The 14,923-nt window shown below is 63.6% G+C and carries 15 protein-coding genes; 5 read left to right on the top strand and 10 right to left on the bottom strand.

The annotated features are described in order from the left end of the window. Positions 1-2 precede the first annotated feature (2 nt). The 4 genes from IHE39_RS13440 to IHE39_RS13455 form a co-directional block, all read right to left on the bottom strand. On the bottom strand, positions 3-851 hold the full coding sequence (locus IHE39_RS13440) for an enoyl-CoA hydratase family protein (protein ID WP_192566811.1): 849 nt from the start codon (positions 849-851) through the stop codon (positions 3-5). Beyond that, complete coding sequence (locus IHE39_RS13445) at positions 848-1,630, bottom strand: SDR family NAD(P)-dependent oxidoreductase (RefSeq protein WP_192566812.1); 783 nt, start codon at positions 1,628-1,630, stop codon at positions 848-850. Before IHE39_RS13445 ends, IHE39_RS13440 begins: the two co-directional genes overlap by 4 nt. Then, the gene (locus IHE39_RS13450) at positions 1,627-3,954 is read right to left on the bottom strand and encodes a bifunctional salicylyl-CoA 5-hydroxylase/oxidoreductase (RefSeq protein WP_192566813.1); all 2,328 of its coding nucleotides are present in this window, start codon (positions 3,952-3,954) and stop codon (positions 1,627-1,629) included. Before IHE39_RS13450 ends, IHE39_RS13445 begins: the two co-directional genes overlap by 4 nt. A gap of 180 nt (positions 3,955-4,134) precedes the next feature. Continuing rightward, on the bottom strand, positions 4,135-4,683 hold the full coding sequence (locus tag IHE39_RS13455; RefSeq protein WP_192566814.1) for a cysteine hydrolase family protein: 549 nt from the start codon (positions 4,681-4,683) through the stop codon (positions 4,135-4,137). A gap of 105 nt (positions 4,684-4,788) precedes the next feature. Between IHE39_RS13455 and IHE39_RS13460 the strand changes: the two genes are divergently transcribed. Then, positions 4,789-5,763: a GlxA family transcriptional regulator gene (locus IHE39_RS13460; protein ID WP_192566815.1), complete on the top strand. Its 975-nt coding sequence runs from the start codon at positions 4,789-4,791 to the stop codon at positions 5,761-5,763. Positions 5,764-5,772: 9 nt separating this feature from the next. Here IHE39_RS13460 and IHE39_RS13465 read toward each other — a convergent pair whose 3' ends face one another. The 3 genes from IHE39_RS13465 to IHE39_RS13475 form a co-directional block, all read right to left on the bottom strand. Beyond that, the gene (locus IHE39_RS13465) at positions 5,773-6,297 is read right to left on the bottom strand and encodes a MarR family winged helix-turn-helix transcriptional regulator (RefSeq protein WP_192566816.1); all 525 of its coding nucleotides are present in this window, start codon (positions 6,295-6,297) and stop codon (positions 5,773-5,775) included. A gap of 96 nt (positions 6,298-6,393) precedes the next feature. Next, the gene (locus tag IHE39_RS13470; RefSeq protein ID WP_192566817.1) at positions 6,394-7,362 is read right to left on the bottom strand and encodes a pyridoxal-phosphate dependent enzyme; all 969 of its coding nucleotides are present in this window, start codon (positions 7,360-7,362) and stop codon (positions 6,394-6,396) included. Continuing rightward, positions 7,359-8,138: a GntR family transcriptional regulator gene (locus tag IHE39_RS13475; RefSeq protein ID WP_184770519.1), complete on the bottom strand. Its 780-nt coding sequence runs from the start codon at positions 8,136-8,138 to the stop codon at positions 7,359-7,361. The genes IHE39_RS13470 and IHE39_RS13475 overlap by 4 nt, the downstream gene beginning before the upstream one ends. 151 nt (positions 8,139-8,289) lie before the next feature. Here IHE39_RS13475 and IHE39_RS13480 point away from each other — a divergent pair, with 151 nt between their 5' ends. From IHE39_RS13480 to kynU, 4 genes are all read left to right on the top strand, one after another. Continuing rightward, entirely contained in the window at positions 8,290-9,276 is a 987-nt protein-coding gene (locus tag IHE39_RS13480) for an ABC transporter substrate-binding protein (RefSeq protein WP_184770520.1), read from the top strand. Between the two features lie 65 nt (positions 9,277-9,341). Beyond that, positions 9,342-10,121: an ABC transporter ATP-binding protein gene (locus tag IHE39_RS13485; protein WP_192566818.1), complete on the top strand. Its 780-nt coding sequence runs from the start codon at positions 9,342-9,344 to the stop codon at positions 10,119-10,121. 5 nt (positions 10,122-10,126) lie between these two features. Then, on the top strand, positions 10,127-11,050 hold the full coding sequence (locus IHE39_RS13490) for an ABC transporter permease (protein WP_184770522.1): 924 nt from the start codon (positions 10,127-10,129) through the stop codon (positions 11,048-11,050). Positions 11,051-11,068: 18 nt separating this feature from the next. Next, a complete protein-coding gene (kynU, locus tag IHE39_RS13495) occupies positions 11,069-12,316 on the top strand; it encodes a kynureninase (RefSeq protein WP_192566819.1) in 1,248 nt (415 codons plus the stop codon). A 206-nt stretch (positions 12,317-12,522) separates the two neighbouring features. Here the strand turns inward: kynU and IHE39_RS13500 are convergent, their stop codons facing one another. The 3 genes from IHE39_RS13500 to IHE39_RS13510 are packed head-to-tail and all read right to left on the bottom strand — an operon-like array spanning position 12,523 to position 14,919. Continuing rightward, entirely contained in the window at positions 12,523-13,209 is a 687-nt protein-coding gene (locus tag IHE39_RS13500; RefSeq protein ID WP_192566820.1) for an ATP-binding cassette domain-containing protein, read from the bottom strand. After that, positions 13,206-13,955: an ABC transporter ATP-binding protein gene (locus IHE39_RS13505; RefSeq protein WP_192566821.1), complete on the bottom strand. Its 750-nt coding sequence runs from the start codon at positions 13,953-13,955 to the stop codon at positions 13,206-13,208. Before IHE39_RS13505 ends, IHE39_RS13500 begins: the two co-directional genes overlap by 4 nt. After that, complete coding sequence (locus IHE39_RS13510; protein WP_184770526.1) at positions 13,948-14,919, bottom strand: branched-chain amino acid ABC transporter permease; 972 nt, start codon at positions 14,917-14,919, stop codon at positions 13,948-13,950. The genes IHE39_RS13505 and IHE39_RS13510 overlap by 8 nt, the downstream gene beginning before the upstream one ends. Positions 14,920-14,923: the final 4 nt, after the last annotated feature.

Consider the following 14,923-nt stretch of genomic DNA (forward strand, 5'->3'; position numbering starts at 1 on the left):
GCTCAGTTTCCCTTGAATTCGGGCTTGGACTTGGCGGCAAAGGCCTCGAAGGCGCGGCGAAAGTCACCGGTTGCCATGCAGATCGCCTGCGCCTGCGCTTCGGATTCGATCAGCTGGTCGATGCCCATCGCCCATTCCTGGTCGAGCATCTTCTTGGTCATGGTGTGGGCGAACCAGGGTCCGTCGGCGATGTCGCGGGCGAATTTCTGCGCGGCACCCAGCAAAGCGGGGCGTTCATGCAGGGCGTTGTAGAAGCCCCAGGCATGGCCTTCGGCCGATGTCATGACACGGCCGGTGAACAAAAGCTCGGCGGCGCGGCCCTGGCCGATGATGCGCGGGAGGATGCCGCAAGCGCCCATGTCGGCGCCGGCAAGGCCGACGCGGTTGAACAGGAAGGCCGTCTTGGCCTCGGGCGTGGCGACGCGATAGTCGGATGACATGGCGAGGATGGCGCCGGCACCGGCGCAGATGCCGTCGACCGCAGCTATGACCGGTTGCGGGCAAGCGCGGATCTGGCGGACCAGGTCGCCGGTCATGCGGGTGAAGTCGATGAGGTCGGGCATCGACATCTTGGTCAGCGGCTCGATGATGTCGAAGACGTCGCCGCCGGAGGAGAAGTTGTTCTCGGCGCCACTGAGCACCACGGCGCGCACGTCGCTGGCGCGGCCGAGCGCGCGAAACAGATCCGTCAACTCCTCGTAGCTTTCGAAGGTCAGCGGGTTCTTCTTCTCGGGACGATTGAGCGTGATGGTCGCGACCTTGCCATCGGCATCGGTTTCGAACTTGAAGTGTTTCGCCTGATGGCCCTGGAAGGGACGCTTCTTGTCCTGCATCGGGTTGGTCATCGTCATCCTCCCAGAACTTCGCCGCCGGCGACCGGGATCGCCTGGCCGGTGATTGCGGTTGCCTTTTCCGAGGCGAGCCAGAGCACGGCGTCGGCCACTTCCTCAGGCGTTACCAGCCGCCCTTGCGGATTGGCGCGGGCAAGCGTTGCGCGAGCTTCTTCGGCCGAACGGCCGGTCTTGCCGGTGATGTTTTCCACTGCACCATCGAGCAGCGGCGTGTCGGTGAAGCCGGGGCAAACGGCATTGACGGTCACGTCAGTACGGGCGAGCTCGAGCGCCAGCGCGCGGGTCATGCCGACCACGCCATGCTTGGAGGCGCAGTAGGCGGAGACATAGGCATAGCCGGTGAGGCCGGCGGTGCTGGCGACGTTGACGATGCGGCCCCTGCCGGCGCGCCTGATCGAGGCGAGTGCTGCCTGAATGACGAGGAACGTGCCGGTGAGATTGATGCTGATCACCCGGTTCCAAGTGACGAGGTCGGTCTTGTCGAACGGTGCCGAAGGCGCTTCGCCGGCGCAATTGACCAGCACGGCAATTTCGCCTGCCTCGGCAATCGCCTTGACGACGCCTGCCTCAATCGACTGCGCATCGGTGACGTCGAAGCCGTCAAGTACAAAGGCTTCGCCGCCCGCCTGGGCGATTTCGTCGCGCACAGCCTCGAGCGGCGCGACTCGCCGTCCGCACAGGCTGACGCTGTGACCGTTGGCGGCGAGCACCAATGCGATGGCGCGGCCAATGCCGCTGCCGGCGCCGGTGACGAGCGCGTGACGCTTGGCTGTGCTCATGCCTTGCCTGTGGGCGTTGCCGCCGCGGCGCGGGCGAGGTTGTTCACATATTGGGCGCGGGCCGAATGGTACTGTTTCGGCCAGGCCTGCTCGGCATAGCCGATCTTCGCTGCCTCATGCATCACGAAGGACGGGTCGGCGAGGTGCGGCCGGGCGACGGCGCAGAGGTCGGCTCGGCCGGCGGCGATGATCGAATTGGCGTGGTCGGCTTCCGAGATCGCACCCACCGCTATCGTCGGCACCTGGATCTCGTTGCGGATCTTGTCGGAGAAAGGCGTCTGGAACAGGCGGCCATAGACCGGCTGCTCTTCCTTCACTACCTGGCCCGACGAACAGTCGATCATGTCGGCGCCGGCATCCTTGAACATTTTGGCGAAGATCGCGGCGTCTTCCGGCGTGTTGCCGCCTTCGTACCAGTCATGGGTGGAAAGGCGCACCGAGATCGGCTTGTCCTCGGGCCAGACGGCGCGAATGGCGCGGAACACTTCGAGCGGATAACGGGCACGGTTCTCGTGGCTGCCGCCATATTCGTCGTCGCGCAGGTTGGTCAGCGGCGACAGGAAGGACGACAGCAGGTAGCCGTGGGCGGCGTGTAGTTCGAGGATATCGAAGCCGAGGTCGCGGGCGCGTTCCGTGGCGCTGACGAAGTCAGCCAGCACGCGGTCCATGTCCTCGCGTGTCATGGCGCGCGGCATGTCCGAATGCTTGAGATAGGGCAGGGCCGACGCCGAGATCAGCGGCCAACCGCCTTCGACGACGGGTTGGTCGATGCCTTCCCAGGCAAGCTTGGTCGCGCCCTTGCGGCCGGCATGGCCGATCTGGATGCCGATCTTGGCCTGGGTCTGGTTATGGACGAAGTCGACCATGCGCTTGAAGGCTTGCGCCTGCTCGTCGTTCCACAAGCCGAGGCAGCCAGGGGTGATGCGTGCGTCGGGCGACACGCAGGTCATTTCGGGAAAGACGAGTGCCGCGCCACCCATGGCGCGGGCGCCGATATGGACGAGGTGGAAATCGTCGGGCAGGCCGTCGGTCGCCGAATACATCGCCATCGGCGACATGACGATGCGGTTCTTCAGCGTCAGGCCGCGGATCGAGAATGGCGTGAACATCGGCGGTGGTACCGAGCCGTTTGGCGCAGGGCTGACGCCGGCACGTTCGGCGAACCAGCGCTCGAAACCCTCGAGCCAGTCCTTGTCGCGCAGGCGCAAGTTCTCGTGGCTGATGCGCTGCGAGCGCGTCAGCATCGAATACATGAACTGCTCGGGTTCGAGCGTGTCGGCGTAACGCGTGCCCACCACTTCGAACCACTCCATGGCGTTGCGCGCGGCATTCTGGATGCGGGCGACGTCGACGCGGCGCACGTCCTCGTAGGCCGAAAGCACCGCCGGAATGCTGGCCTTGTCGTGGCCGATGAGGTCGAACTGGCGGGTCAGCTCGATGGCGTCGTCGATGGCGAGCTTGGTGCCCGAGCCGATGGCGAAGTGCGCGGTATGGGCGCTGTCGCCCATCAACACGACGTGGCTTTGGCCATTGAAATGGCTCCACTTGTCGCAGATCAGGCGCCCGAAATTCAGCCAGGCCGAGCCGCGCAGATGGCGCGCGTTGGTCATCAGCTTGTGGCCTTCGAGCGTGCCGGCAAACAGCTTCTCGCAGAAGTCGATGGACTGGTCCTGGTCCATTTCGTCGATGCCGTGCGCCTTGAACACCTCGTCTGTCGTTTCGACGATGAAGGTCGAGGTGTTGTCGTCGAACCGGTAGATATGCGCCTGGAACCAGCCGTGCTCGGTGCGCTGGAAATCGAAGGTGAAGGCATCGAAGCGCTTGTCGGTGCCGAGCCAGATGTAGCGGTTGGGCCGCATCACCATGTCAGGCTTGAAGATGTCGGCATATTTGTGCCGGATGCGCGAGTTGACGCCGTCCGCGGAGATGATCAGGTCGGCGTCCGGGAAATCCTGGTCGCCCTGCACGTCGGTCTCAAACACCAGCTCGACGCCAAGCTCGAGGCAGCGTTCCTGCAGGATGTTCAGCATCTTCTTGCGGCCGATACCGACGAAGCCGTGGCCGGAGGTGCGGATCTTGCGGCCCTTGAACACCAGTTCGATGTCGTCCCAATGGTTGAAGGCGACTTCGATGGTTTCGGCCGTCTGCGGATCCCACTGGCGCATCGACTGCATGGTGGCGTCGGAGAAGACCACGCCCCAGCCGAAGGTGTCGAAGGGACGGTTACGCTCGACGACGGTGACCTGATGCCCGGGGTGCTGCTTCTTCATCAGTAGTGCGAAATAGAGACCGGCCGGTCCGCCACCGATACAGACAATGCGCATGCCGTCCTCCTCCTGAAGCCGTGCGATCAGGTGGACATGCGTGCCCGACCTTGACCGTTGGGGGCACCATGAACGCTTTCAAAAAAAACTTCAAGCTTAAAGTTATTTCTGAAATGGGACGAAGAACCGCCCCGGCCGGCGTGTGCGCGGCCGGGGCGGAAACAGGGCCCGAGGGTCCTGTTATCGCGACAGATAGGTCGCCGTATCCACGAGTTCGCCATAGCCGAAGGCGATTGCTGCCATGACGGCGTCGTGGACCTGTGCGGCAGGCACGGTCTTGCCGTTGAATTCGAGGTCGCGCGTGGCGCAGGCGTCGTGAATGACCGACGTCTTGTAGCCGAAGTCGGCGGCGGCACGCGTGGCGCCTTCGACGCACATGTGGCTCATCGCGCCGACGATGACGAGCTCTTCGATTCCGCCGGCATCCAGCGTCGCCTTGAGGTCGGTTTCGCGGAACGAATTGACGTAGTTCTTGGTGATGATCTTCTCACCGTCGGCCGGGGTGACAGCGGCATTGATCTCGATGCCGGCGGTGCCGGGCGCGAAGATCGGCGCGTCCGCCGCCTTCGAGACATGGCGGACGTGGATGACCGCGTCGCCCCGGGCGCGTGCAGCCGCGATGACGCGGGCGGCATTTGCCGTCGCCTGCTCGATGCCGACGAGCGGCATCCTGCCACTGGGGAAGTATTCGTTCTGGATGTCGATGGCGATTACCGCGCGCTTGCTCATGTCCCTGATGCCTTTGCTGTTGGGAAGGATGTTGCACGAAAGATGCAATGGATTATGGTGCCGGCCCATTGGCGATATCGACATAACAAGGGGTGATTTCGACAAATGACGAAGGCCGATCTCATCGAGATAGGGCTGGTGTTCTACCCCGGCGCACAGATGTCGGCGGTGCTCGGCATGACCGATCTGTTCGAGCTCGCCAACCGCACCGCCGCACGCAAGAGCCAAGGTGCCCCGCCAAAGCAGCTGCGCGCCAGCCACTGGCGCGCGGACCAGCCGGAGCATGCCCCTGTGCGGGTGTTCGACAGCTATCCGGATGCTTCAGGCGTCCCCGAGGTCTACGTCGTGCCGCCAGCGCTCGGCGATCCGATCTCGCGCGAGGCCATCGCTGCCCTGGCCGGCTGGCTGCGCGAACGCCACGGCGCCGGCAGCGTGCTGGCTTCGGTCTGCGCCGGCGCATTTGTGCTTGGCGAGACCGGGTTGCTGGCCGGCCGGGCGGTGACGACGAACTGGGTCTATGACGAGGCATTCCGGTTGCGCTTTCCAAAGGCCAGACTCGACACCGACAGGCTGCTCATCGACGATGGCGACATCATCACGGCCGGCAGCCTGATGGCCTGGACCGATCTCGGCCTCCGGCTGGTCGACCGCTTCCTCGGGCCAACCGTGATGATCGAGACGGCCCGGATCCTGGCGCTCGATCCGCCCGGGCGCGAACAGCGTTACTACAGCGCTTTCGCGCCGCGGCTCAGCCATGGCGATGCGGCCATCCTCAAGGTGCAGCATTGGCTGCAGGCGGGCGAGGGCAAAGAGCTGAACCTCAATGTGCTGGCATCGTTGGCGGGCCTGGAGGAGCGCACCTTCCTGCGCCGGTTCCAGAAGGCCACCGGGCTGACGACAACCGAATATGGCCAGCGCCTGCGCGTCGGCAAGGCGCGCGAATTGCTGCAGTTCACCACCCAGTCGGTCGACAAGGTGGCGTGGGAGGTCGGCTACGGCGATCCCGGGGCCTTTCGCAAGGTCTTTGCCCGCATCGTCGGGCTGACGCCGAGCGACTATCGCGCCCGGTTCCGCGCGTAGTCAGCTCGACTAGGCGCCCTTGGCGAGCGACGCGACGATCGAGCGCTTCAGCTTGCCGAGTTCATCGAGCAGGATCCCACCGTCCTTTGCCGTCAGCGTGCCGAACAGGTCGCCGATCCAGTCGGCATGGGCTGCCGCCATCTTCTCGAATTCGGCACGGCCGAAGCGGGTCAGCGCGATGATCTGGACGCGGCGGTCGGTGGGAGAAGTGGTGCGGCTGATGTGGCCGCTCTCGGCCAGGCGCTCGACCAGCACGGTGATGTTGCCAGGTGAAACCATCATGCGCTTGGACACTTCGCCCAGCACCATGCCGTCCTTCGCCCGCTCCAGCTGTGCCATCAGGTCGAAGCGGGGCAGGGTGGAATCGAACTCTTCGCGCAGGCGCCGTCGCACTTCGGTTTCGACCAGTGTCGAGCAGGTCAAAAGGCGCAACCACAGGCGCAGCTCGGTGCCGTGATCGGCAGGGGCTTCCAGCACCTTGGTCTCGCCATCCACCCAGCCTTCGGCACCCGCCGTGTCCTTGCGCTCTTCCATCTGTGTCAGGGTCTTTCCTCGCCGTGGGCCGGCACGGCGGCCGATCCTCTGAGGCAGTTGTAGTGCCGTTTCGCCCGATAGTACAAGCTTGAAAGGTTAAGCTGCGGGAATGTTGCCGGCTAGCACTGCCGAATAGGCCGATGCGTCGATGTTGCCACCCGAGATGACACAGACGACGTTGCCCTTGGCGAGTTTGCTCGCCAGTGCTGCGGCCACAGAGGCAGCGCCCGCGCCCTCGGCCACGATCTTGGACTTGGCAAACAGCAGTCGCATCGCCTCGGTGACCTGTTCCAGGCTGACTGACACCGCCCCGTCGATCAGCTCGCGTGCCACCGGCCACAGCTGTGGCACCAGCGACGGGCCGCCGATGCTCTTGATGAAGGAGGGCCGGGTCTCGATGTCGACGATACGTCCGGCTGCGAGCGCGGCCGTCACGGGTGCTGCGTTCTCGTCCTCGACGGCGAAAACCTTGGCATCGGGCCGCAGCGCCTTCACCGCGCTGGCGACGCCCGTGGTCATGCTGCCGCCGCCAAAAGGTGTGAGCACCACGTCGACTTCGGGCAGGTCTTCGACAATTTCCATGCCGATCGAGCCGTTGCCCGAAAGCACCGCCTGATCGGTCACCGGGTTGATCAGCAGTTCCGGAAAATCGGGGCGGTCGGCGCCGATAATGTACTGCCACCAGGTCTCCATGGAGATGAAGCGGACATCGCCGCCGAGGCGGCGGACGCCTGCTATCTTGGTCTCCGGCGCACCTGAGTACATGTAGGCGGCCATCGGTACGCCAAGCCTGTTGGCGGCCCAGGCCATGCCGTAGGCCATGTTGCCGGAACTCGTGGTAGCGACCCCTTGGGCGAGCGTTTCGCGCTCGCGCGACAGCAGTGCGTTCAGCGCCGGGCGCAGCTTGAAGGCTCCGATGGGAGAAAGCGTTTCGAGCTTGAGGAAGATCTGCCGGTCGGGCAGGTCGAGATCGAGGCGGACCAGCGGCGTGGGCGGAACATAAGGCGCGATCCGGGCACGAGCGGTGGCGATCTCGTCCAGTGTCGGACGGTATGGGGCGGTCATTCGGCAGCCGATTTCGATCGCAGGCTGCCGGCACGCGCGGCATGCTTGTTGCCGCTGTAGTCCTCAGTGTGGACATAGACGTGCAGCGTGTAGCCGATGTGGTCGATCATCAGCGCCTTCGCCTTGTCGAGGTCGCGATCGAGTGCGGCCTCCATGAGCGCTGTGTGCGGTCCGATCGACTGTGCCTCACCGAGTGCGGCCATCGCCTCTTCGTAGCCTTGCTTCTGGCCTTCGGCTGCTCTGAGCGTTGGCGCCAGACCTAGAAAGCGATGGTGGCGGCGCAACTGGTCGGAGATCGTCGAACGGAAGCGCAACAGCCAGTTCGAGGTAGCCGCGCTCAGGAGTGCCGAATGGAACGCTTCGTGCTTTTCGTCCCAATCATCGACGGAGGCGTCGGAAGGGTCCTCGACTGCGGTCTTGCAGCGCGACAAGCGATAATGCGCTGTCACGACAGCCTCTTCCCAGTCGCTGCCGCCCTTTTCGATGGATTCCAGCAGAAGCGGCAGCTCGACCACCATCCTGGCCCGCGCCAAATCTTCCAGCTCCTGGCGCGAAACGGAGGCGACGGTGAAACCGCGATTGGAAATCGCCGTCACCAGCCGTTCGGCCTCCAGTCGCGATAGAGCCTCGCGCAGTGGGGTCCAGCCGACACCATAGGCGGTGCGCAGCGCGCTCAGCTTCAGCGGCGCGCCCGGCATCAGCCGGGTGGTCAGGATATCGCGGCGCAGCAGCCGGTAGGCCGCTTCGGTCTTGGTCGAGTGCTCGTCGTCCTGCATCGCTATCCGTCCCTGTCTTCGCAAAAATTATATATCATGGGAGCTGATGGCAAGAATTATATATAATGTTTGACAGAGCTCTCCGGACTGCTCATGATTGTCCCATGCTGCCGTTCTGGGGAGCGGTGCTTGTCAAATCTGGGAGGAATAGATGAGAAATTTGAAGTCCGGTCTGATGTCGGGCCTGGTTCTGGCCGGCGCTCTCGCTGTCAGCCTTGGTGCTGCTGTTGCTGACCCGATCAAGATCGGCATTGCCAATTTCGGTGAACATCCGCAGCTCAACGCCGCGGTCGCAGGTTTCAAGAAGGCGCTGGCCGAGAACGGTTATGTCGACGGCAAGGACGTTGTCTACACCGAGAGCCACACCAATTTCGACGCATCGCTGGTTCCCCAGATGATTGCCAAGCTGCAGGCTGAACAGCCGAAGCTGATTTACACCGTCACCACCCCCGTGTCGCAGATCGCCAAGAAGGCGCTCGCCGGCTCGGGCATTTCCATCGTCTTCTCCGCCGTGACCGACCCGGTCGCCGCCAAGCTGGTGCCGTCGTGGGAAGCCGGCGACGAAGGCATGACGGGTGCTACCGACCTGCAGGACGTCAAGGCGGTGATGGAGTTCACCAAGAAGTTGCTGCCGAACGCCAAGCGTTTTGGCGTGCCTTACAATCCAGGTGAGGCCAACGACGTCGCCCTGGTCGAAAAGATCAAGGAAGCAGCACCCGCCGCAGGCTTCGAAGTCGTTGAAGTCGGTATCGACAACGTCAACGACATCCAGCAGCGCATCGCCTCGCTGGCCGGCAAGGTCGACGTGATCTACGGCCCGACCTCGAACCTGATCCAGCCGGCGATCCCGGCTGTCTCGGCGGCAGCGCGCCAGGCCGGCATCCCGGTCGTCAACGCCGATGACAACGCCGTGCGTGACGGCGTTGTGCCGGCGAGCTTCGCGGTGAACTACGAGCAGGTCGGCATCAACGCCGGCAAGATCGCCGCTGAGATCCTGAAGGGCAAGGATCCCAAGACCATCGCGCCTTCGCGCCCGGCCTATGAGGACCATGCTGCGATGATTTCGAAGAAAGCCATGGCGGCATTCGGCATCGAAATCCCGGCTTCGCTGGCTGATTGCGGCTGCATCGTCGAGTAATCTTCAGCTTCGTCAAAAACAGGTGGCGGCGTCTATGACGCCGTTGCCTTTTTCGGGAGGGACGGATGCTCGAAATCCGATCTGCACGTAAAGTTTTCTACAAGGGCCAAGCCGACGAAAAAGTCGCGCTGGACGGCCTCAGCCTCAAGCTTGCAACAGGCGAGTTCGGCGTCGTCATCGGCTCCAATGGTGCTGGCAAAAGCAGTATGCTCAATGCCATTTCAGGTGCGCTGGTGCTCGATTCCGGCCAGATCCTCATCAATGGTGACGATGTCACGGACATGCCCGTCCACAAGCGCGCCATCCGTCTGGCGCGCGTCTTCCAGGATCCGATGAAGGGCACTGCCGCCTCGATGACGGTCGCTGAAAACATGCTGCTGGCCGATCTGCGCAGCAAGAAGCGCACCTTGCGCCAGGGGCTCAACGCCTCTCGTCTTGCCACCTACAAGGAGCGGCTTGAACTGCTTGGCCTTGGCCTCGAAAATCGCCTCGACACCCGCGTCGAATTGCTTTCGGGCGGCCAGCGCCAGTCTTTGTCGCTGATCATGGCCGTTGGTGGCTCACCGGACCTGCTCTTGCTCGACGAGCATACCGCAGCGCTCGATCCGCGCACTGCCGACATCGTCATGAAGGCAACCGTGCGTGCCGTCGAAGCACTGAAGCTCACCACCTTGATGGTGACCCACAACATGCAGCATGCCGTCGATTTCGGTCACAGCGTCATCATGCTGGACGCGGGCAAGCTTCGGCTCGAAATCTCCGGCGAGGAAAAGGCCAAGGTGACGGTTGTCGACCTGATCGGTCATTTCTCCGTCAAAACCGACCGCATGTTGCTGGCGAGCTGATCATCATGGACTTTATCCAGACTGTTTTCACGAGTTTCGTCGCGCTCATCCCCGTCACCCTGGCGCAGAGCCTGATCCTGGCATTCGTCGTGCTCGGCATCATGATTCCGTTCCGCACGCTCAATTTCCCTGACCTGACCAGCGAAGGCGCGTTTCCGCTTGGCGGCTGCGTCTGCGGCGTGCTTCTGGCAAGCGGTGCCTCGCCGCTGACGGCGCTTGCCGTCGCGCTCATCGCCGGTTTCCTCGCCGGCTGCTGCACCGCCTTCATCCACCTGCGGTTCCGCATCCACACGCTGCTTGCCGGCATCCTGATGATGACGATGCTCTACAGCATCAACCTGCGCATCATGGGCAAGTCGAACCTTTCGGTGTTCGGTGCGCCGACGGTGTTCGACTGGGCTCCATTCGTCCAGCCAGGTTTCCCGTTCGCCAAGATCATCGTCGCGGGACTGATCGGCGCGGTCATCTTCATCCTGCTCAACATGTTCTTCAAGACCGAGAAGGGCACGGCGATCCGCGCGGTCGGCGCCAATCCCGACATGGCCGAGGCACAAGGCATCAATGTCTGGGTCGCTACCATCGGCGGCGTTGGCCTCGCCAGCGCGTTTTCGGCGACGAGCGGTGCGCTGATGGTGCAGAGCCAAGGGTTTGCCGACGTCAACATGGGACTCGGCATCCTGATCAACGGTCTCGCCGCCCTGATGATCGGTGAAGCCATCGTCGGCAAGCAGACCGTCCTGCGCCAGCTCGCCGCGCCATTCGTCGGTGCGGTCGTCTACTACCAGCTGGTGTCGTTCTGTCTCGCCGCCGGCATGCCGCCCCCCGATCTGAAGCTCGCCACCGGCCTGTTCGTCCTCGCGATGCTGGCTCTTCCAAGCCTCAAGCGCAGCCGGGGACCGGCACAAGCACGCGAAACCATTCGCGAATAATCAAGGATAGCCCGAATCATGACTGCAATTCCTGATCTCGCCGCTGTCGAGGCGATGGACGCTGCCGATCCGCTGCGTTCGATGCGTGACCGTTTCATCCTGCCGGAGGGGGTGATCTATCTCGACGGCAATTCGCTGGGGGCCGCTTCGCATGCCGCCTTCAGCGAACTCCAGGCGGCCGCGTCCCAGGAGTGGGCGCAGGACCTGATCCGCGCCTGGAACACCGCCGGCTGGTTCGACATGCCGACCGAACTGGGCGACCGGATCGGCCGCCTGATCGGTGCCGCGCCCGGCCAGACGGTCGTCTGCGACACCACTTCGACCAACATCTACAAGGTGCTGCATGCAGCCCTTGCGATGCGGCCTGACCGCTCGGTCATCGTCGCCGAAGGCAATAGCTTCCCGACCGATCTCTACATGGCGGAAGGCGTTGCGTCGACGCGGGCCGGAGCAGTGCTCAGGCTCGAGGGTGTCGATGCGCCAAGCATCGAAGAGCTGATCGACGACAAGGTCGCCGTGGTTCTGGTCAACCACGTCAACTACAAGTCGGGTGAGCTGCGCGATATGGCGGCGCTAACGAAAAAGGCGCAAGCAGCGGGCGCCTTGATCGTCTGGGACCTCTGCCACACGGCAGGTGCCCTGCCGGTCGACCTCGACGGCGCCAATGTCGATTTCGCCGTCGGCTGCACCTACAAATACATCAATGGCGGCCCCGGTGCGCCGGCCTTCATCTACGCCGCGACCCGTCATCTCGCCGACGTCCGCCAGCCGCTGAGTGGCTGGTGGGGCCATGCCAGGCCCTTCGCCTTCGAGCAGGGTTACGCCGCAGACGCCGGCATCCGCCGGTTCCTGTGCGGCACCCAGCCGATCCTGACGATGCGTGCGCTCAAGGGCGCGCTCGATGACTGGGACGACGTCGACATGACGGCGCTCAGGACAAAAAGCATTGCCCTGACGGACCTGTTCATTCAGCTGGTCGAAGCGAAATGCGCTGGTTATGGATTGACCCTGGAAAGCCCGCGCGAGGGCACGAAGCGCGGCAGCCAGGTGTCGTTCGAGCATGACGGCGCCTATGCCATCATGCAGGCGCTGATCGAACGCGGCGTAATCGGCGACTTCCGCGCGCCAGCGACGGTGCGTTTCGGTTTCACCCCGCTCTATGTCGGTTTCAAGGATGTGTGGAATGCAGTCGAAGTGCTGGAGGACATCCTCCGCACTGGCGCCTGGAAGGATCCACGCTTCGCCGTGAAGTCGGCGGTGACCTGATCTCAGGTCATATTGAAACGAAAAGGGCGGCTTTTGCCGCCCTCAGATTGATTACAAACCCCTCGTTTCTTGGCAGCAGTCAAAATCGAGGGGTTTTGATTCTGGTTTGTTCACGATCTGAATCTGTGACGTTCTGTGAATCTTGGGTGATTTAGGTGTGCCCGGAGGTTTGTCAGCAGTCTGAGGGCGGCTTTTGCCGCCCTTTTTCATACGCCGAGATAGCGGTCCTGGATCTCAGGCGTCAGGGCATCCGGTGCGCCTTGGAAGACCGTCACGCCCTTCTCCAGCACGAAGCAGCGATCGGCCACGGGCAGCAGCTCCGACAACGTCTTGTCGACAACGAGAATCGACTGCCCCGATGCCTTGAGCTTGCGGATTGCAGCCCAGATGTCCTGACGGATGACGGGCGCTAGCCCCTCGGTCGCTTCGTCAAGAATGAGCAGGCTGGGATTGGTCATCAGCGCGCGGCCGATCGCCAGCATCTGCTGCTCGCCGCCTGACAGCGTGTTGGCATACTGGTCGCGACGTTCGCCGAGACGCGGAAACAGCTCGACCACCTTTTCCAGTGTCCACTCACTACCGCGTGCTGCGGCAAGCAGGTTTTCCAAGACGGTCAGATTGGGGAAGCAGCGTCGCCCCTCGGGCACCAGACCCAGTCCGAGGCGGGCGATGCGGTGCGGGCGCATGCCGGCAAGCTGGCGGCCGCCAAAGCTGATCGAGCCCGAGCGTGGTTTCGCCAGACCGAGTATCGAATTGATCGTCGTCGACTTGCCCATGCCGTTGCGGCCCATCAGCGCCACGACCTCGCCCTCGCGCACATCGAGCGAGACGCCGAACAGTGCCTGCGATGCGCCGTAGAAGGTTTCGACCCCTTTGAGTTCGAGCAGGCTCACGCGGCTTCTCCGAGATAGGCCCGGCGGACTTCGGGGTCGTTGCGGATCTGGTCGACAGTGCCAGTGGCGATGACACGGCCGTAGACCAGAACCGAGATGCGGTCGGCGAGTGCGAAGACGGCATCCATGTCGTGCTCGACAAGCAGGATCGGCGCTTCATGGCGCAAACCGTCGAGGAATTTTGTCAACGCTTTCGATCCTTCAGGCCCCATGCCGGCCATTGGTTCGTCGAACAGGAACGCCCTGGAGCCGAGCGCCAACGCAATGGCGATTTCGAGTTGGCGGCGTTCGCCATGCGACAGCTCGGCGGCGGCCACGTAAGCGCGACCGGCAAGGCCGACCCGCTCCAGCATCGCCATCGCCGGTTCGGTCAGGCTCTTGTCGCTCATGACAGGGCGGAAGAAGCGGAAGCTCGTTCCCTGACGTGCCTGCACCGCCAGCATGACGTTGCGAAGCGCGGAAAACTCCTGCGCCAGCGACGAGATCTGGAAGCTGCGGCCAAGTCCGAGACGCGCGCGGGCGGCCATGTCGAGCCCGGCCATGTCCTGGCCGAGGAAGCGGATGGTGCCGCTGTCGGGCCGGAACGAGCCCGAGATCTGGTGGATCAGCGTGCTCTTGCCGGCACCGTTGGGGCCGATCAGCGCATGAATCTCGCCCGGCCTGAGATCAAGGCTGACGCTGTCGGTGGCCTTGAGCGCACCAAAGGTTTTCCTGAGGTCGCGGATTTCGAGGACCGGCTCAACCATGACGCACCTTTCCGGCCAGCAGCCCGAGCAGGCCGCCGCGCGCGAACAGCACCACGCCGAGCAGGATCAGGCCGAGGAAGAACTGCCAGCGTTCGGTGATGCCGCCAAGCGCATATTCGATCAACACGTAGAGCATGGCGCCGGCGACGGGTCCGAACAGTCGGCCTTTGCCGCCGAGGATGATGAGCACGATCAGTTCGCCCGACATGTGCCAGGACAGCATCGACGGGCTGACGAACTTGTTGAGATCGGCGAACAGCGCGCCGGCGAGACCGGTGACCATCGCCGAGACAGCGAAGGCGATCAACCTGACATTGAAAGGCGTGATGCCGACTGCAGCCAGGCGCGTCGCGTTCTGCCGTGCCGCCTGAAGGGCAGCGCCGAAACGTGAGCCGCGTAGCAGCCAGAACAGGCCGAGGGCCGCCATGAGCACCGCATAGCAGATCAGGAAATAAGACAGCGGCTGGGTGGTATTCACGCCGGGGAATTCGTTGCGGACGTAGATCGAAAGTCCGTCCTCGCCGCCATAGGCCGGCCACGACACGGCGAAGTAGTAGATCATCTGCGCGAAGGCGAGCGTGATCATGATGAAGTAGACGCCCGTCGTGCGCAGACTGATCGCGCCGATCGGCAAGGCGATCAGGCCGCAGACCACCACCGCGACAAGCCAGATGATCGGCATCGATGCCGTGCCCGGAATGCCGGCGAACAGTGGCACGCCATCGAATGCATGGGTGGCAAGGATGCCGGCCGCGTAGCCGCCGAGGCCGAAGAAGGCGGCATGGCCGAAAGACACCAGTCCACCGAGGCCGAGCGCGATGTTGAGGCCGACGGCGGCGAGCGCCAGGATGGCGATGCGGGTGGCAAGTGTGATGTAGAACGGCTCGCCCATGGCGGATGCGCCAAGCGGGACTGCCAGCAACAGCAGCGCCAGCAGAATGTTGACGATGGTTTCGCGGCTCATGGCG

The organism is Aminobacter carboxidus (genome assembly GCF_014863355.1).
Classification (GTDB): domain Bacteria; phylum Pseudomonadota; class Alphaproteobacteria; order Rhizobiales; family Rhizobiaceae; genus Aminobacter; species Aminobacter carboxidus.